The sequence below is a fragment of the Burkholderia sp. NFPP32 genome (assembly GCF_900119325.1).
Classification (GTDB): domain Bacteria; phylum Pseudomonadota; class Gammaproteobacteria; order Burkholderiales; family Burkholderiaceae; genus Burkholderia; species Burkholderia pyrrocinia_C.
Genome location: NZ_FPJP01000012.1, coordinates 15,712 through 33,655, shown reverse-complemented (window position 1 = coordinate 33,655; position 17,944 = coordinate 15,712). Strand labels below are relative to the sequence as shown.

Here is a 17,944-nt window from a genome sequence, read left to right as displayed (position 1 = left end):
ATTCCGATCCTGGAGCCACCGTCACCATGAAAGCCATCGAAATCACCGAATTCGGCGCCCCTGACGTGCTGAAGCTCGCGGAGCGTCCGCGCCCCGAACCGAAGCGCGGCGAAGTGCTGATCAAGGTGGCGGCTTCCGGCGTGAACCGGCCCGACGTATTCCAGCGCAAGGGCGCCTATGCGCCGCCGCCGGGCGCGTCGGATCTGCCGGGCCTCGAGGTCGCGGGCGAGATCGTCGGCGGCGACCTGTCCGATGCCGCGCTGAACCCGTTCGGCCTGAAGCTTGGTGATCGCGTGTGTGCGCTGCTCGCGGGCGGCGGTTATGCCGAGTATGCGGTTGCGCCGCTGCCGCAATGCCTGCCGGTGCCCGACGGGCTCACCGATATCGAGGCCGCGTCGCTACCCGAAACGTTCTTCACCGTATGGAGCAACGTGTTCGACCGCGCGCAGCTCGGCGCGGGCGAGGGGGGCGAGCAGGAAACGCTGCTCGTGCAGGGCGGCTCGAGCGGCATCGGCGTGACGGCGATCCAGATCGCGCATGCGCTCGGTTTTCGCGTGTTCGCGACGGCCGGCACTGCCGACAAGTGTCGTGCGTGCGAGGCGCTCGGCGCGGAGCGCGCAATCAACTACAAGACCGAAGACTTCGTCGAGGTCGTGAAGTCGCTGACGCACGATCGCGGCGTCGACGTGATCCTCGACATGGTGGCGGGCTCGTACGTGCCGCGCGAGCTGTCCGCGCTTGCGGACGGCGGCCGTCTCGTGCTGATCGCGCTGCTCGGCGGCGCGAAGGCCGACGTCAACCTGAGCGAGATCCTGCGGCGCCGGCTGACGGTCACGGGCTCCACGCTGCGGCCGCGCCCGGTCGAGTTCAAGGCGCGCATCGCCGCGCAACTGAAGGCGCGCGTGTGGCCGCTGATCGCAGACGGCCGCATCAAGCCGGTGATCTATCGTGTGCTGCCGGCCGCGGAAGCCGCGCAGGCGCACGCGCTGATGGAAAGCAGCGAGCACACCGGCAAGATCGTGCTCGATTGGGGTACGAACGCCTGACGACCCGTGCGGCCGGGCTTGACATGCGCGGTTTGACCGGTTCAAGCCGTGCGCAGTAAAATCGCGGGTTTGCTTCGCCAGATCAAACCTGACGGCCGGTTTCCGGCGCGTCAATGACACAGTGGTGACGAGACAGACACGATGTCGAAACAGAGAACTAAGCGGGTGATCGGCAACTGGAAGATGCACGGCCGGCTGGCCGGCAACCAGGCGTTGCTGAACGAAGTGGTGCAGGGTGCGGGCGCGGTGGCGGCCGAAACGTCGGTCGGCGTGTGCGTGCCGTTCCCCTATCTCGCGCAGGTTCAGGCGCAGCTCGACGGCGGCCGTGTCGCCTGGGGTGCACAGGACGTGTCCGCGCACGAGCAGGGCGCGTTCACCGGCGAAGTGGCGGCCGCGATGGTTGCGGAATTCGGCGCACGCTATGCGATCGTCGGCCACTCGGAGCGTCGCGCGTATCACGGCGAGCGCAACGAGACGGTCGCGGCGAAGACGCTGCGCGCGCTCGCGGCCGGTCTCACGCCGGTCGTGTGCGTCGGCGAGACGCTCGACGAGCGCGAGTCGGGCGCGACCGAGCAGGTCGTCGGTGCGCAGCTCGACGCGGTGCTGGCCGTGCTGACCGCCGACGAGGCTGCGCGCATCGTCGTCGCGTACGAGCCGGTCTGGGCGATCGGCACGGGCAAGAGCGCGACGTCGGCGCAGGCACAGGACGTGCACGCGTTCCTGCGTGCGCGTCTCGCGGCAAAGGGTGCGGTGGACGTGTCCGTGCTGTACGGCGGCAGCGTGAAGCCGGACAACGCGGAAGAGTTGTTCGCGCAGCCGGACATCGACGGCGGCCTGATCGGCGGCGCGTCGCTGAAGGCGGAAGATTTCCTGGCGATCTGCCGGGCCGCGCGTTGAGCGGTCCGCGATCGAATTGAACCATGACGGCGGCCGGTCGATCCGGTCGCCCGATCCAATCGGGTGGGTGTGATGCTGTTATTCAAGACGCTGATTATTGTGGTGCAGGTGCTGTCTGCACTCGGTGTGATTGGTCTCGTGCTGCTGCAGCACGGCAAGGGTGCCGACATGGGCGCTGCATTCGGCAGCGGCGCGTCGGGCAGCCTGTTCGGTGCGACGGGCTCGGCGAACTTCCTGTCGCGCACGACGGGCATTCTCGCGACGATCTTTTTTATCGCGACGCTCGCGCTGACGTACCTCGGCTCGTACAAGTCGACGCCGTCGGCAGGCGTGCTCGGCGCGGCTGCGACCGCGCCGGCATCGGCGCCTGCGGCGTCGGCGCCGGCCGTTGCGGCATCCGCTGCCGCGGGTTCGGCTGCAAGCGCGCCGGGCCAGGACGTCCCGAAATAAAGAGTTAAATTTTTTGCGTTTGTGCGTTGAACAATTCTAGAAGTCAGGTTAGAATTTAAGTCTTGAAGCGATTCGCGGGAAACAAGCAGCACAACCCGAGTTGCATGCAGTGCCGACGTGGTGAAATTGGTAGACACGCTATCTTGAGGGGGTAGTGGCGAAAGCTGTGCGAGTTCGAGTCTCGCCGTCGGCACCAAAGTTACTCAATGCCAGCCGCTTCCAGTGGCTGGCATTTTTCATTTCTGGAGTGTGCTTGCGGTTGTCTTGCGATCGCCTGCACTCCGAAATGATTCCTTCCGCCGGAAGTGGTATTCTCCGGACGCTCAGAACCAACCGATAGAGGATTGCCTTGAACCTCGCAGCCTATTACCCCGTCTTGTTGTTCCTCCTCGTGGGCACTGGTTTAGGTATAGCGCTGGTCAGCATCGGCAAGCTCCTTGGTCCCAACAAGCCGGACGTCGAGAAGAACGCACCGTATGAGTGCGGCTTCGAAGCCTTTGAAGACGCCCGGATGAAATTCGACGTCCGGTATTACCTCGTCGCCATCCTGTTCATCATCTTCGATCTCGAAACCGCATTCCTGTTTCCGTGGGGCGTCGCGCTCCGGGACATCGGCTGGCCGGGTTTCATCGCAATGATGATTTTTCTGCTCGAATTCCTGCTGGGCTTTGCCTATATCTGGAAGAAAGGCGGGCTCGACTGGGAGTGATGGGTTAATCGCCGGTTTGCATGGGCGGCCACGCTCGGTCGCTCGTCTGGAGTGGAAAGCAAATGAGTATCGAAGGGGTCTTGAAGGAAGGGTTTGTCACCACGACGGCTGACAAGCTGATCAACTGGACGCGTACCGGCTCGCTGTGGCCGATGACGTTCGGGCTCGCGTGTTGCGCCGTCGAGATGATGCATGCGGGCGCGGCCCGTTACGATCTGGACCGGTTCGGCGTCGTGTTTCGTCCGAGTCCGCGCCAGTCGGACGTGATGATCGTCGCCGGCACGCTCTGCAACAAGATGGCGCCCGCGCTGCGCCGCGTGTACGACCAGATGGCCGAGCCGCGCTGGGTGATCTCGATGGGGTCGTGCGCGAACGGCGGTGGTTACTACCACTACTCGTACTCGGTGGTCCGCGGCTGCGACCGGATCGTGCCGGTCGACGTCTATGTGCCGGGCTGCCCGCCCACGGCCGAGGCGCTGGTCTACGGCGTGATCCAGCTTCAGGCGAAGATCCGCCGCACCAATACCATCGCCCGTCAATAAAGCCCCGAGCGTCCCCTCAATATGGCAAGCAAAATCGAGACCCTCAAGGCAAACCTCGAAGCCGCGCTCGGCGCGCGCGTGGTGAGCCTCACCGAAGCGATCGGTGAACTGACGCTCGTCGTGAAGGCGAGCGATTACCTCGAAGTCGCAAAAACGCTGCGCGACGATCCGAAGCTCCGTTTCGAGCAACTGATCGACCTCTGCGGCGTCGACTACCAGACCTTCGGCGACGGCGCCTACGACGGCCCGCGCTTCGCGGCCGTGTCGCACCTGCTGTCGGTCACGAACAACTGGCGCCTGCGCCTGCGCGCGTTCGCGCCGGACGACGACCTGCCGATCGTGGCATCGCTGGTCGACATCTGGACCTCCGCGAACTGGTACGAGCGCGAAGCGTTCGACCTGTACGGCATCGTGTTCGAAGGCCACCCCGACCTGCGCCGCATCCTCACCGACTACGGCTTCATCGGCCACCCGTTCCGCAAGGACTTCCCGGTGTCGGGTTATGTCGAAATGCGTTACGACCCGGAAGAGAAGCGGGTCGTGTACCAGCCGGTGACGATCGAGCCGCGCGAAATCACGCCGCGCGTGATCCGCGAGGATCGCTATGGCGGTCTGAAACATTAAGGGGGCGTCATGGCAGAAATCAAGAACTACACGCTCAACTTCGGCCCGCAGCACCCGGCAGCGCACGGCGTGCTGCGCCTCGTGCTCGAGCTCGACGGCGAAGTCATCCAGCGTGCCGATCCGCACATCGGCCTGCTGCACCGCGCGACCGAAAAGCTCGCGGAATCCAAGACCTTCATCCAGTCCGTGCCGTACATGGACCGTCTCGACTACGTGTCGATGATGGTCAACGAGCACGGCTACGTGCTCGCGATCGAAAAGCTGCTCGGCATCGAAGTGCCGGAGCGCGCGCAGTACATCCGCGTGCTGTTCGACGAGATCACGCGCGTGCTGAACCACCTGATGTGGATCGGCGCGCACGCACTCGACGTCGGCGCGATGGCCGTGTTCCTGTATGCATTCCGCGAACGCGAAGACCTGATGGACGTGTACGAAGCGGTGTCCGGCGCGCGGATGCACGCGGCCTACTATCGTCCGGGCGGCGTCTACCGCGACCTGCCTGACGCAATGCCGCAATACAAGGCGTCGAAGATTCGCAACGAGAAGGCGCTCGCGAAGATGAACGAAGCGCGCAGCGGCTCGGTGCTCGACTTCATCGACGACTTCTTCACGCGCTTCCCGAAGTGCGTCGACGAATACGAAACGCTGCTCACCGACAACCGGATCTGGAAGCAGCGTCTGGTCGGGATCGGCGTGGTCAGCCCCGAACGTGCGCTGCAGATGGGCATGACGGGCCCGATGCTGCGCGGCTCGGGCATCGCGTGGGACCTGCGCAAGAAGCAGCCGTACGAAGTGTACGATCGCATGGATTTCGACGTGCCGGTCGGCGTGAACGGCGATTGCTACGACCGCTATCTGGTGCGCGTCGAAGAAATGCGCCAGTCGATCCGCATCGCGAAACAGTGTATTGAGTGGCTCCGCAAGAATCCGGGCCCGGTGATGACGGACAATCACAAGGTTGCACCGCCGTCGCGCGTCGGCATGAAGACCAACATGGAAGACTTGATTCACCACTTCAAGCTCTTCACCGAAGGTTTCCATGTGCCGGAAGGCGAAGCGTACGCGGCGGTCGAGCATCCGAAGGGCGAGTTCGGCATCTACCTCGTGTCGGACGGTGCCAACAAGCCGTATCGCCTCAAGATTCGCGCACCGGGTTTCGCGCACCTGGCGTCGCTCGACGAAATGGCGCGCGGTCACATGATCGCCGACGCCGTCACGATCATCGGTACGCAGGACATCGTGTTCGGCGAGATCGATCGCTAATGGTTGCGCCGCCCGTTTGCTCCGGGCGGCGAGCGGTAAGTCACACGCGATGCGCGCTGAACCGGCGCGACTTCGCAAGCTGTCAACAGAGTGAGCGCCAGGTCTGCCGTCCATGCACCCCAAGTGTGCGGCAGGTTCTTCGTTCGGTAGGAATTGAAAGAGTCGTGTCTGAAAATGATCTCAGCTGAAGGCCTGAAGGAAATCGATCGAGCGTTGACGAAGTATCCCGCCGATCAGAAACAGTCCGCCGTGATGTCGGCGTTGGCCGTTGCTCAGGAAGAGCACGGCTGGCTGTCGCCCGAACTGATGCAGTTCGTTGCGGACTATCTCGGCATGCCGGCCGTCGCCGTGCAGGAAGTCGCGACGTTCTACACGATGTACGAGCTCAACCCGGTCGGCAAGCACAAGATCACGCTCTGCACGAACCTGCCGTGCCAGCTTGGCCCGCACGGCGGCGCGGAAGCGACTGCCGACTACCTGAAACAGAAGCTGGGCATCGGCTTCGGCGAAACCACGCCCGACGGCAAGTTCACGCTGAAGGAAGGCGAATGCATGGGCTCGTGCGGCGATGCGCCGGTGCTGCTGGTGAACAATCACAGAATGTGCAGCTTCATGAGCCGCGAGAAGATCGACCAGCTGCTTGAGGAGCTCTCGAAATGACGTCCCTCCACGACCGTCACATCAAACCGCTGATCCTCGCTGGTCTGAACGGCGAGAACTGGCATCTCGAAGACTACGTCGCGCGCGGCGGCTACAAGCAACTGCGCCGCATTCTCGAAGAAAAGATTCCTCCCGAGCAGGTGATCGCCGACGTCAAGGCGTCGGGCCTGCGCGGCCGTGGCGGTGCGGGCTTCCCGACCGGCCTGAAGTGGAGCTTCATGCCGCGCCAGTTCCCGGGGCAGAAGTATCTCGTCTGCAACTCGGACGAAGGCGAGCCGGGCACGTTCAAGGATCGCGACATCCTGCGCTGGAACCCGCACGCGTTGATCGAAGGCATGGCCATCGGCGCATACGCGATGGGCATCACCGTCGGCTACAACTACATCCACGGCGAAATCTTCGAAGTGTATCGACGCTTCGAGGCCGCGCTCGATGAGGCGCGCGCCGCAGGCTTCCTCGGCGACCACATCATGGGCTCCGAATTCTCGTTCCAGCTGCACGCGCACCACGGTTACGGCGCGTACATCTGCGGCGAGGAAACGGCGCTGCTCGAGTCGCTCGAAGGCAAGAAGGGCCAGCCGCGCTTCAAGCCGCCGTTCCCGGCGAGCTTCGGCGTGTACGGCAAGCCGACCACGATCAACAACACCGAGACGTTCGCCGCGGTGCCGTTCCTGCTGTCCATCGGGCCGCAGAATTATCTCGAGATCGGCAAGCCGAACAACGGCGGCACGAAGATTTTCTCGGTGTCGGGCGACGTCGAGCGTCCGGGCAACTACGAAGTGCCGCTCGGCACGCCGTTCGCGACGCTGATGGAGCTCGCCGGCGGAATGCGCGGCGGCAAGAAGATCAAGGCCGTGATTCCGGGCGGTTCGTCGGCGCCGGTGATCCCGGGCGACATCATGATGCAGACCGATCTCGACTACGATTCGATCGCGAAGGCGGGCTCGATGCTCGGTTCCGGCGCGGTGATCGTGATGGACGAGACGCGCTGCATGGTGCGCTCGCTGCTGCGCCTGTCGTACTTCTACTACGAGGAATCGTGCGGCCAGTGCACGCCGTGCCGCGAAGGCACCGGCTGGCTGTATCGCGTCGTGAACCGTATCGAGCACGGCGAAGGCCGCCAGGAAGATCTGGACCTGCTGAACTCGGTTGCCGAGAACATCATGGGCCGCACGATCTGTGCGCTCGGCGATGCGGCGGCGATGCCGGTACGCGGGATGCTCAAGCACTACTGGGACGAATTCGCGTACCACGTCGAGCACAAGCACTGCATGGTCGGCGGCCACGCGCACGCGGCTGCGGCCTGAAGCGAACCGGTTGCGGAATTTGAGCGCACGGTCGGGCGAAGGCGCGAACGGGCGGAAATAGGTTAAGGACCATTCACCATCATGGTTGAACTTGAAATAGACGGCAAGAAGGTCGAGGTGCCCGAAGGCAGCATGGTGATCCAGGCTGCGCACAAGGCGGATACGTACATTCCTCACTTCTGCTATCACAAGAAACTGTCGGTAGCGGCCAACTGCCGGATGTGTCTCGTCGAAGTCGAGAAGATGCCGAAGGCCGTGCCTGCCTGCGCGACTCCCGTATCGGCCGGCATGATCGTCCACACGCAGTCCGACAAGGCCGTGAAGGCGCAGCAGTCGGTGATGGAATTCCTCCTCATCAATCACCCGCTCGATTGCCCGATCTGCGATCAGGGCGGCGAATGCCAGCTGCAGGATCTGGCGGTCGGCTACGGCAAGTCGTCGTCGCGCTATTCGGAAGAAAAGCGCGTGGTGTTCCACAAGAACGTGGGCCCGCTGATCTCGATGGAAGAAATGTCGCGCTGCATTCACTGCACGCGCTGCGTCCGCTTCGGCCAGGAAATCGCCGGCGTGATGGAGTTCGGCATGCTGGGCCGCGGCGAGCATTCGGAAATCACGACGTTCGTCGGCAAGACGGTCGACTCCGAGATGTCGGGCAACATGATCGACCTGTGCCCGGTCGGCGCGCTGACCAGCAAGCCGTTCCGCTACAGCGCCCGGACGTGGGAACTGTCGCGTCGCAAGTCGGTGAGCCCGCACGATTCCGTCGGCGCGAACCTCGTCGTGCAGGTGAAGAACAACCGCGTGATGCGCGTGCTGCCGTTCGAGAACGAAGCGATCAACGAATGCTGGATCTCGGACAAGGACCGCTTCTCGTACGAAGGCCTCAACAGCGAAGAGCGCCTGACGAAGCCGATGCTGAAGCAGGGCGGCCAGTGGATCGAAACCGACTGGCAGACCGCGCTCGAATATGTCGCGAAGGGCCTGAAGGGCATCGCCGCGGATCACGGCGCGAACGCGCTGGCGATGCTCGCGAGCGCGCACAGCACCGCCGAAGAGCTGTTCCTCGTGAAGCAGCTCGCACACGAACTGAAGACGCCGAACGTCGATTTTCGTCTGCGTCAGCAGGATTTCTCGGCGCCGGTCCAGGGCGCGCCGTGGCTCGGCATGCCGATCGCCGACCTGTCGAACGTGGACGCCGCGTTCGTCGTCGGTTCGTTCCTGCGCCGCGACCACCCGCTGTTCGCCGCGCGTCTGCGCCAGGCAGCGAAGAACGGCGCGAAGCTGCACTTCCTGCACGCGACCGGTGACGACGCACTGATCCCGACCGCGCAGCGCATCGTCGCCGCGCCGTCGGCATGGCTCGACGAGCTGGCCGGCATCGCCGCGGCCGTCGCGCAACTGCGCGGCGTCGCGCTGCCCGACACGCTCGCCGGCGTCACCGCATCGCCGGCCGCCCAGGCGGTCGCGCAGTCGCTCGCGAACGGCGAGCGCCGCGCGGTGCTGCTCGGCAACGTCGCGGTCCGCCATCCGGAATTCGCGAAGCTGCACGCGGTCGCCCAGTGGATCGCCGACAACACTGGCGCCACGTTCGGCTTCCTGACGGAAGCGGCGAACACGGTCGGCGCGCACGTCGTCGGCGCGCTGCCGGGCGAAGGCGGCTTGAATGCTCGCGAAGCGTTCGCGCAGCCGCGCAAGGGCTACGTGCTGCTGAACGTCGAACCGGAATTCGACACCGCCGACCCGGCGCAGGCGCTTGCCGCGCTGAACCAGGCGGAGATGGTCGTCGTGATGTCGCCGTTCAAGCACGGCCTCGACTACGCCGACGTGCTGCTGCCGGTTGCGCCGTTCACGGAAACGGCCGGCACGTTCGTCAACGCGGAAGGCACCGTGCAGAGCTTCAACGGCGTCGTGCGCCCGCTCGGCGACACGCGTCCGGCCTGGAAGGTGCTGCGCGTGCTCGGCAGCCTGCTCGGCCTGCCGAACTTCGAATACGAGACGGCGGAAGAGGTGCGTCTCGCGGCGCTCGGCGATGAAGGCGTCGCGGGCCGCCTGTCGAACCAGACGTCGGTCGCGCCGGCACGCGTCGCGGCGAATGCCGCGAACGGCGGCTTCGAGCGCCTGGCCGATGTGCCGATCTATCACGCCGACGCGCTCGTGCGCCGCGCAGGTGCACTGCACCTGACGGCCGCCGCGAAGGCGGCGAATGCCGCAGCCCTGCCGGCCGCGCTGTTCGACAAGCTGGGCTTGAAGGAAGGCGACGCCGTGCGCGTGCGCCAGGGCGAGCGTGCGGTGCAGTTGCCGGCCGTGCGCGACGCGAATCTTGCGGAGACGGTCGTTCGCGTGTCGGCGGCGACGCCTGCCGGCGCAGCGCTCGGCAGCCTGTCCGGTGAACTGGTGGTGGAGAAGGCGTAAATGAGCTTGTTCGATACGATCAACGCGGGCGGAGCCCAGCTTCTCGGCTTCGCGTGGCCGACGGTGTGGGCAATCGTGCGCATCCTCGTCGTCTCCGTCGTCATCCTGCTGTGCGTCGCGTACCTGATTCTGTGGGAACGCAAGCTGATCGGCTGGATGCACGTGCGTCTCGGCCCGAACCGCGTCGGCCCCGGCGGCCTGCTGCAGCCGATCGCCGACGTGCTGAAGCTGCTGCTGAAGGAAGTCATTCAGCCAAGCGCCGCCAGCCGCTGGCTGTACCTGATCGCGCCGGTCATGACCGTCGTGCCGGCATTCGCCGTGTGGGCCGTGATCCCGTTCCAGGCCCAGGCCGTGCTCGCGAACATCAACGCGGGCCTGCTGTACGCGATGGCGATCTCGTCGATCGGCGTGTACGCGGTGATTCTCGCGGGCTGGGCGTCGAACTCCAAGTACGCGTTCCTCGGCGCGATGCGCGCCGCGGCGCAGATGGTCTCGTACGAAATCTCGATGGGCTTCGCGCTGGTGCTCGTGCTGATGACGGCCGGCAGCCTGAACATGTCGGAAATCGTCGGTTCGCAACAGCACGGCTTCTTCGCGGGCCACGGCGTGAACTTCCTGTCGTGGAACTGGCTGCCGCTCCTGCCGGCGTTCGTCGTCTACTTCATCTCGGGCATCGCCGAAACGAACCGTCACCCGTTCGACGTGGTGGAAGGTGAGTCGGAAATCGTTGCCGGTCACATGATCGATTACTCGGGCATGGCGTTCGCGCTGTTCTTCCTCGCCGAGTACATCAACATGATCGTGATCTCGGCGCTGGCTGCGACGCTGTTCCTCGGCGGCTGGGATGCACCGTTCGAGTTCCTGTCGTTCATTCCGGGCATCTTCTGGCTGGTGCTGAAGGTCTTCGCACTGCTGTCGGTGTTCATCTGGGTTCGCGCAACGTTCCCGCGCTACCGTTACGACCAGATCATGCGTCTGGGCTGGAAGGTGTTCCTGCCCGTCACGGTGATCTGGGTGGTCGTGGTCGGCTTCTGGATGATGTCGCCGCTCAACATCTGGGTGAAGTAATCGGACGAAATCATGACGGCAATCCAACACTTCTTTAAGACCTTCTTCCTGACCGAGCTGCTGAAGGGGCTCGCGCTGACCGGTCGTTACACGTTCAAGCGCAAGTTCACCGTGCAGTTCCCGGAAGAGAAGACCCCGATCTCGCCGCGTTTTCGCGGGCTGCATGCACTGCGCCGCTACGAGAACGGCGAAGAGCGCTGCATCGCGTGCAAGCTGTGCGAGGCCGTGTGCCCCGCCTTGGCGATCACGATCGAATCGGAAACGCGCGCGGACAACACGCGCCGCACGACGCGCTACGACATCGACCTGACGAAGTGCATCTTCTGCGGTTTCTGCGAAGAGAGCTGCCCGGTCGATTCGATCGTCGAGACGCAGATTCTCGAGTACCACGGCGAGAAGCGCGGCGACCTGTATTTCACGAAGGAAATGCTGCTCGCGGTGGGCGATCGCTACGAGAAGGACATCGCCGCGGCGAAGGCTGCCGACGCGCCGTATCGTTGATTGTGTTTGCAGTGCCGGCCCGCAGCACGGGCCGAGCCGCCGCGACGGGTGCGGGCGTCCCGCAAGCCGCGCCTGACTATGGCCTAACGATGAACCGGTAATCATGGAATTCACGACCGTACTGTTCTACATCTTCGCGCTGCTCCTGGTGGTATCAGGGCTGAAGGTGATCACTTCGCGCAACCCGGTGGCGTCTGCGCTTTTCCTTGTGCTGGCGTTCTTCAACGCCGCCGCGATCTGGATGCTGCTGGAAGCGGAGTTCCTCGCGATCCTGCTGGTGCTGGTCTACGTGGGCGCCGTGATGGTGCTGTTCCTGTTCGTCGTGATGATGCTGGACATCAACATCGACTACCTGCGCCGCGACTTCAAGCGCTTCGTACCGATGGCGACCGTGGTCGGCGCGATCATCGTGATCGAGACCGCGCTGATCCTGTGGCGCGGCTACGGCGACACGCATACGGTGCACGCGATGGCGACGGGCGAGATGGCCAACTGGTCGAACACGCGACTGATCGGCAAGGTGATCTACACCGACTACATCTTCGCGTTTGAAATCGCCGGCCTCGTGCTGCTGGTCGCGATCATTGCCGCGATCGGGCTGACCGAGCGCAAGGGCAAGGACAGCAAGCGCCAGCGCGTGTCGGATCAGGTCAAGGTGCGCCGCAGCGACCGCGTGCGCCTCGTGAAGATGGAAGCGGACAAGCCGGAGCCGGAAACGGCGCAAAGCGAAGCCGGTACGAGCACCAACGGCTAAGCGGAGGAAAGAAAACCATGTTGACTCTTGCTCACTACCTCGTGCTCGGCGCGATCCTGTTTGCGATCGCGATCGTCGGGATCTTCCTGAACCGCCGCAACATCATCATCATCCTGATGGCGATCGAACTGATGCTGCTGGCGGTGAATACCAACTTCGTCGCGTTCTCGCACTACCTCGGCGATGTGCACGGCCAGATCTTCGTGTTCTTCGTGCTGACGGTCGCCGCAGCGGAAGCCGCGATCGGCCTCGCGATTCTGGTGACCCTGTTCCGTAAGCTCGACACGATCAATGTCGAGGATCTCGATCAGCTCAAAGGTTAATTTCAGGCAACGCTGTTATGTCAACGACACTCAATGAAAACCTGCTGCTGGCGATTCCGCTCGCTCCGCTGGCCGGCTCGCTGATTGCGGGGCTGTTCGGGAACGCAGTCGGGCGCAAGGGCGCACACCGGATCACGATCCTCGGCGTGATGATCGCGTTCCTCCTGTCGGCGAAAGTCTTCGTCGACGTGATGGGCGGCGCGAGCTTCAACGCGACCATCTACGAATGGATGCGGGTCGGCTCGCTGAAGCTCGAAGTCGGCTTCCTGGTCGATTCGATGACCGCGATGATGATGGTCGTCGTGACCTTCGTGTCGCTGATGGTGCACATCTACACGATCGGCTACATGTCGGAAGAAGACGGCTACCAGCGCTTCTTCTCGTACATCTCGCTGTTCACGTTCTCGATGCTGATGCTCGTGATGAGCAACAACTTCCTGCAGCTGTTCTTCGGCTGGGAAGCGGTGGGTCTCGTGTCGTACCTGCTGATCGGCTTCTACTTCACGCGTGAGAGCGCGATCTACGCGAACATGAAGGCGTTCCTCGTGAACCGCGTGGGCGACTTCGGCTTCCTGCTCGGCATCGGCCTGCTGCTCGCATTCGCCGGCTCGATGAACTACGGCGAAGTGTTCGCGAAGCGCGCGGAGCTCGCGAGCCTGCACTTCCCGGGCACCGACTGGGGCCTGCTGACCGTCGCCTGCATCTGCCTGTTCATCGGCGCGATGGGTAAATCGGCGCAGTTCCCGCTGCACGTGTGGCTGCCGGACTCGATGGAAGGCCCGACCCCGATCTCGGCGCTGATTCACGCGGCGACGATGGTGACGGCGGGCATCTTCATGGTGTCGCGCATGTCGCCGCTGTTCGAGCTGTCGGACACCGCGCTGTCGTTCGTCACGGTGATCGGCGCGATCACCGCGCTGTTCATGGGCTTCCTCGGCATCATCCAGAACGACATCAAGCGCGTGGTCGCGTATTCGACGCTGTCGCAGCTCGGCTACATGACGGTCGCGCTCGGCGTGTCCGCGTACCCGGTCGCGCTGTTCCACCTGATGACGCACGCGTTCTTCAAGGCGCTGCTGTTCCTCGGCGCGGGCTCGGTGATCATCGGCATGCACCACGACCAGGACATCCGCAACATGGGCGGCCTGCGCAAGTACATGCCGATCACGTGGATCACGTCGCTGATCGGCTCGCTCGCACTGATCGGCACGCCGTTCTTCTCGGGCTTCTACTCGAAGGATTCGATCATCGAGGCCGTGAAGGAATCGCATCTCGCGGGTTCGGGCTTCGCGTACTTCGCGGTGGTCGCGAGCGTGTTCGTGACGGCGCTGTACTCGTTCCGCATGTACTTCCTCGTGTTCCATGGCGAAGAGCGCTTCCGCAACCCGAAGCATCCTGAATCGCCGATGGGCATGGCGGCCGCGCACGGTCACGACGATCACGGCCACGGCCACGGTCACGACGACCACGCGCACGAACCGCACGAGACCCCGTGGGTCGTGTGGCTGCCGCTCGTGCTGCTCGCGATTCCGTCGGTGATCGTCGGTGCGATCGCGATCGGCCCGATGCTGTACGGCAGCTTCTTCGAACATGGCGTGGCATTCGACAAGGTGATCTTCATCGGCGAAAACCACCCGGGCCTCGAAGAGCTGGGCAAGGAATTCCACGGCTGGGCCGCGATGGGCCTGCACTCGCTGACGACGCTGCCGTTGTGGCTCGCGATTGCCGGCGTCGTGGTTGCGTGGTTCCTGTACCTGAAGCGTCCTGAGCTGCCTGCCGTGATCCGCCGCGCGTTCGGCCCGATCTACACGCTGCTCGACAACAAGTACTACATGGACAAGATCAACGAGGTGGTGTTTGCCAAGGGCTCGGTCGCGATCGGCCGCGGCCTGTGGAAAGAGGGCGATGTCGTGGTGATCGACGGCCTCGTCAACGGCAGCGCCCGGTTCATCGGCTGGTTCGCCGGCGTGATCCGCTTCCTCCAATCCGGTTACATCTATCACTACGCGTTCGCCATGATCATCGGCATGCTGGGGCTCTTGACCCTGTTTGTAACGCTCGGCGGCAAATAAGGCGAGGGGACAAGAACAATGCACGCTTTTCCGATTCTCAGTACCGCGATCTGGCTGCCGATCGTTTTCGGCCTCCTCGTGCTCGCGGTGGGTAACGACAAAAATCCGGGGACGGCCCGCTGGCTCGCGCTGATCGGCTCGCTGCTCGGCCTCGCGGTCACGATTCCGCTGATCACGGGCTTCGACGCGAGCACGGCCGCGCTGCAGTTCGTCGAGCAGTCGACGTGGATCGAGCGCTTCAACATCTCGTATCACCTCGGCGTCGACGGCATCTCGATGTGGTTCGTCGTGCTGACCGCGCTGATCACGGTGATCGTCGTGATCGCCGCGTGGGAAGTGATCACCGAGAACGTCGCGCAGTACCTCGCGGCCTTCCTGATCCTGTCCGGGATCATGATCGGCGTGTTCTCGGCGGCCGATGGCCTGCTGTTCTACGTGTTCTTCGAGGCGACCCTGATCCCGATGTACATCATCATCGGCGTGTGGGGTGGCCCGAACCGCGTGTATGCGGCGTTCAAGTTCTTCCTGTACACGCTGGCCGGCTCGCTGCTGATGCTGGTCGCGCTGATCTACCTGTACACGGAAACGCATTCGTTCGACCTCGCGACGTGGCAGAACGCGAAGATCGCGATGACGCCGCAGATACTGCTGTTCATCGCGTTCTTCCTTGCGTTCGCGGTGAAGGTGCCGATGTGGCCGGTGCACACCTGGCTGCCGGACGCGCACGTGGAAGCGCCGACGGGCGGTTCGGTCGTGCTGGCCGCGATCATGCTGAAGCTCGGCGCGTACGGTTTCCTGCGCTTCTCGCTGCCGATTACGCCTGACGCGAGCCACTTCCTGGCACCCGTCGTGATCACGCTGTCGCTGATCGCGGTGATCTACATCGGCCTCGTCGCGATGGTGCAGGCCGACATGAAGAAGCTGGTCGCGTATTCGTCGATCGCGCACATGGGCTTCGTCACGCTCGGCTTCTTCATCTTCAACCAGCTCGGCGTCGAAGGCGCGATCGTCCAGATGATCTCGCACGGCTTCGTGTCGGGTGCGATGTTCCTCTGCATCGGCGTGCTGTACGATCGCGTGCACTCGCGCCAGATCGCCGACTACGGCGGCGTCGTCAACGTGATGCCGAAGTTCGCGGCATTCGCGATGCTGTTCTCGATGGCCAACTGCGGCCTGCCGGGTACGTCGGGTTTCGTCGGCGAGTTCATGGTGATTCTCGCGGCCGTCCAGTACAACTTCTGGATCGCATTCGGCGCGGCATTCACGCTGATCCTCGGCGCCGCATACACGCTGTGGATGTACAAGCGCGTGTACTTCGGCGCGGTGGCGAACGATCACGTCGCCAAGCTGAAGGACATCGGCCGTCGCGAATTCCTGATGCTGGCCGTGCTGGCCGCGTTCACGATGCTGATGGGCCTGTATCCGAAGCCCTTTACCGACGTGATGCACGTTTCCGTCGAAAACCTCCTCTCCCACGTCGCGCAGTCCAAGCTGCCGCTGGCCCAGTAATCGCGAGCGGAGGAAATCAAGATCATGCAAAACGCTCCTATGAATGTCCTGTTGCCTGACGCGCTGGTGATGGCCGCCATCGTCGTCGCATGGCTGAACGACACCTTTACCGGTGCTTCCGGCCGCCGGCTGACCTATCTGATCGCGGTCGTATCGTCGGTCGTTGCCGGCGTGTGGTTTGCGGTGCAGGCGCTCGACCCGCAGCAGTACTACTTCTTCTCGAAGATGGTCGTCGTCGACTCGTTCGCGAGCATGATGAAGGCCGTCGTGTCGTTCGGTTTCGCGGTCTCGCTCGTCTATTCGCGCAAGTACCTCGAAGATCGCGACATGTTCCGCGGCGACGTGTTCCTGCTCGGCATGTTCTCGCTGCTCGGCCAGCTGGTCATGGTGTCGGGCAACAACTTCCTGACGCTGTACCTCGGTCTCGAACTGATGTCGCTGTCGCTGTACGCGGTCATCGCGCTGCGCCGCGATGCCCCGCAGTCGAGCGAAGCCGCGATGAAGTACTACGTGCTGGGCGCGCTTGCGTCGGGCTTCGTGCTGTACGGCATCTCGATGCTCTACGGTGCGACCGGCTCGCTCGAGCTGGGCGAGGTGTACAAGGCGGTCGGCGGCAACACCGACGCAGCCGTGCTGATGTTCGGCGTGGTCTTCATCGTCGCCGGTATCGCGTTCAAGCTCGGCGCCGTGCCGTTCCACATGTGGGTGCCGGACGTCTACCAGGGCGCACCGACCGCGATGACGCTGTTCGTCGGCGGCGGCCCGAAGGTTGCCGCGTTCGCGTGGGGCCTGCGGTTCCTGGTGATGGGCCTGCTGCCGCTCGCGCAGAACTGGCAGACCGCGCTCGTGATCCTCGCCGCGCTGTCGCTGATCGTCGGCAACATCACGGGTATCGTCCAGCGCAACATCAAGCGGATGCTCGCCTACTCGGCGATCTCGAACATGGGCTTCGTGCTGCTCGGCCTGCTCGCGGGCATCGTGAAGGGCGACGCGGCGGCACCGGCGAACGCATACAGCTCGGCGATGTTCTACGCGATCGTCTACCTGATCACGACGCTCGGCTCGTTCGGCGTGGTGATGCTGCTCGCGCGCCGCGATTTCGAAGCGGAAACGATCGACGACTTCAAGGGCCTCAACAAGCGCAGCCCGGTGTTCGCGTTCGTGATGATGGTCATGATGTTCTCGCTGGCAGGCATCCCGCCGACCGTCGGTTTCTACGCGAAGCTCGCCGTGCTCGAGGCAACCGTCAACGCGGGCCTGACGTGGCTGGCCGTGCTGGCCGTGATCACGTCGCTGTTCGGCGCGTTCTACTACCTGCGCATCGTGAAGCTGATGTACTTCGATGCACCGCAGGATTCGACGCCGATCTCGGGCGATATCTGCAAGCGCACGATCCTCGTGCTGAACGGCCTCGCGGTCGTCGTGCTCGGCCTGATCCCGAGCCCGCTGCTGACGGCCTGCCTGCAGGCGATTCGTCACACGCTGCCGCTGTAATGTCGGCAGCCGGCTGGTTTATCGTGCTGTTGGCGCTCGTGTGCGCCAACCTGCCGTTCCTGAACCAACGCCTCTTCGCCGTTGTGCCGTTCGGCGCGGCGAAGAAGAGTGCGTGGGTGCGGATCGGCGAGCTGATCGTGCTGTATTTCGTGGTCGGCGCGCTCGGCTTCTGGCTCGAGTCGCGCGCCGGCAACCGCTTCGAACAGGGCTGGCAGTTTTACGCGATCACGTTCAGTCTCTTCATCGTGTTCGCGTTTCCCGGCTTCACGTTCCAGTATCTCGTCAAACGACGCTGACGGCTTCGGCCGTCCGT

Annotated in this window: 18 protein-coding genes and 1 tRNA gene; all 19 read left to right on the top strand. The window is 63.8% G+C overall.

Features of this window, described 5'->3' with window-relative positions; translation table 11 throughout:
• Nucleotides 1–26 precede the first annotated feature (26 nt).
• The 19 genes from BT264_RS21835 (at nucleotide 27) to BT264_RS21745 (ending at nucleotide 17,927) form a co-directional block, all read left to right on the top strand.
• Nucleotides 27–1,046, top strand: a complete 1,020-nt coding sequence (locus BT264_RS21835) for an NAD(P)H-quinone oxidoreductase (RefSeq protein ID WP_047898612.1) — start codon at nucleotides 27–29, stop codon at nucleotides 1,044–1,046.
• 141 nt (nucleotides 1,047–1,187) lie between these two features.
• Nucleotides 1,188–1,943 carry a triose-phosphate isomerase gene (gene tpiA / locus BT264_RS21830; RefSeq protein ID WP_072440698.1) on the top strand — a complete coding sequence of 252 codons (756 nt, stop codon included), beginning with the start codon at nucleotides 1,188–1,190 and terminating at the stop codon, nucleotides 1,941–1,943.
• 72 nt (nucleotides 1,944–2,015) lie between these two features.
• Nucleotides 2,016–2,393 (top strand): preprotein translocase subunit SecG, encoded by a 378-nt coding sequence (gene secG, locus BT264_RS21825; RefSeq protein WP_034184886.1) that lies wholly within the window; start codon nucleotides 2,016–2,018, stop codon nucleotides 2,391–2,393.
• A 111-nt stretch (nucleotides 2,394–2,504) separates the two neighbouring features.
• A tRNA-Leu gene (locus tag BT264_RS21820) sits at nucleotides 2,505–2,589 on the top strand.
• A 153-nt stretch (nucleotides 2,590–2,742) separates the two neighbouring features.
• Nucleotides 2,743–3,102: an NADH-quinone oxidoreductase subunit A gene (locus tag BT264_RS21815; RefSeq protein ID WP_006398798.1), complete on the top strand. Its 360-nt coding sequence runs from the start codon at nucleotides 2,743–2,745 to the stop codon at nucleotides 3,100–3,102.
• Between the two features lie 62 nt (nucleotides 3,103–3,164).
• Entirely contained in the window at nucleotides 3,165–3,644 is a 480-nt protein-coding gene (locus tag BT264_RS21810; protein ID WP_006398799.1) for a NuoB/complex I 20 kDa subunit family protein, read from the top strand.
• 21 nt (nucleotides 3,645–3,665) lie between these two features.
• Entirely contained in the window at nucleotides 3,666–4,268 is a 603-nt protein-coding gene (locus tag BT264_RS21805; protein WP_006478264.1) for an NADH-quinone oxidoreductase subunit C, read from the top strand.
• Nucleotides 4,269–4,277: 9 nt separating this feature from the next.
• Nucleotides 4,278–5,531 carry an NADH-quinone oxidoreductase subunit D gene (locus tag BT264_RS21800; protein ID WP_072440696.1) on the top strand — a complete coding sequence of 418 codons (1,254 nt, stop codon included), beginning with the start codon at nucleotides 4,278–4,280 and terminating at the stop codon, nucleotides 5,529–5,531.
• A gap of 174 nt (nucleotides 5,532–5,705) precedes the next feature.
• Nucleotides 5,706–6,191 (top strand): NADH-quinone oxidoreductase subunit NuoE, encoded by a 486-nt coding sequence (gene nuoE / locus BT264_RS21795; RefSeq protein ID WP_006756903.1) that lies wholly within the window; start codon nucleotides 5,706–5,708, stop codon nucleotides 6,189–6,191.
• Nucleotides 6,188–7,498: an NADH-quinone oxidoreductase subunit NuoF gene (nuoF, locus tag BT264_RS21790; RefSeq protein ID WP_034184889.1), complete on the top strand. Its 1,311-nt coding sequence runs from the start codon at nucleotides 6,188–6,190 to the stop codon at nucleotides 7,496–7,498. The genes nuoE and nuoF overlap by 4 nt, the downstream gene beginning before the upstream one ends.
• 81 nt (nucleotides 7,499–7,579) lie before the next feature.
• Nucleotides 7,580–9,910: an NADH-quinone oxidoreductase subunit NuoG gene (gene nuoG / locus BT264_RS21785; protein WP_034184890.1), complete on the top strand. Its 2,331-nt coding sequence runs from the start codon at nucleotides 7,580–7,582 to the stop codon at nucleotides 9,908–9,910.
• Nucleotides 9,911–10,978 carry an NADH-quinone oxidoreductase subunit NuoH gene (gene nuoH / locus BT264_RS21780; protein ID WP_072440695.1) on the top strand — a complete coding sequence of 356 codons (1,068 nt, stop codon included), beginning with the start codon at nucleotides 9,911–9,913 and terminating at the stop codon, nucleotides 10,976–10,978.
• A 12-nt stretch (nucleotides 10,979–10,990) separates the two neighbouring features.
• Complete coding sequence (gene nuoI / locus BT264_RS21775; RefSeq protein ID WP_006478270.1) at nucleotides 10,991–11,479, top strand: NADH-quinone oxidoreductase subunit NuoI; 489 nt, start codon at nucleotides 10,991–10,993, stop codon at nucleotides 11,477–11,479.
• Nucleotides 11,480–11,582: 103 nt separating this feature from the next.
• Entirely contained in the window at nucleotides 11,583–12,233 is a 651-nt protein-coding gene (locus BT264_RS21770) for an NADH-quinone oxidoreductase subunit J (RefSeq protein WP_072440693.1), read from the top strand.
• A 17-nt stretch (nucleotides 12,234–12,250) separates the two neighbouring features.
• A complete protein-coding gene (gene nuoK, locus BT264_RS21765; RefSeq protein ID WP_004185739.1) occupies nucleotides 12,251–12,556 on the top strand; it encodes an NADH-quinone oxidoreductase subunit NuoK in 306 nt (101 codons plus the stop codon).
• A 17-nt stretch (nucleotides 12,557–12,573) separates the two neighbouring features.
• Nucleotides 12,574–14,628 (top strand): NADH-quinone oxidoreductase subunit L, encoded by a 2,055-nt coding sequence (gene nuoL / locus BT264_RS21760; protein ID WP_072440691.1) that lies wholly within the window; start codon nucleotides 12,574–12,576, stop codon nucleotides 14,626–14,628.
• An 18-nt stretch (nucleotides 14,629–14,646) separates the two neighbouring features.
• Nucleotides 14,647–16,137, top strand: a complete 1,491-nt coding sequence (locus BT264_RS21755) for an NADH-quinone oxidoreductase subunit M (protein ID WP_072440689.1) — start codon at nucleotides 14,647–14,649, stop codon at nucleotides 16,135–16,137.
• A 39-nt stretch (nucleotides 16,138–16,176) separates the two neighbouring features.
• Complete coding sequence (gene nuoN / locus BT264_RS21750; protein WP_072440687.1) at nucleotides 16,177–17,631, top strand: NADH-quinone oxidoreductase subunit NuoN; 1,455 nt, start codon at nucleotides 16,177–16,179, stop codon at nucleotides 17,629–17,631.
• On the top strand, nucleotides 17,631–17,927 hold the full coding sequence (locus BT264_RS21745) for a DUF2818 family protein (protein ID WP_034184896.1): 297 nt from the start codon (nucleotides 17,631–17,633) through the stop codon (nucleotides 17,925–17,927). Before nuoN ends, BT264_RS21745 begins: the two co-directional genes overlap by 1 nt.
• Nucleotides 17,928–17,944: the final 17 nt, after the last annotated feature.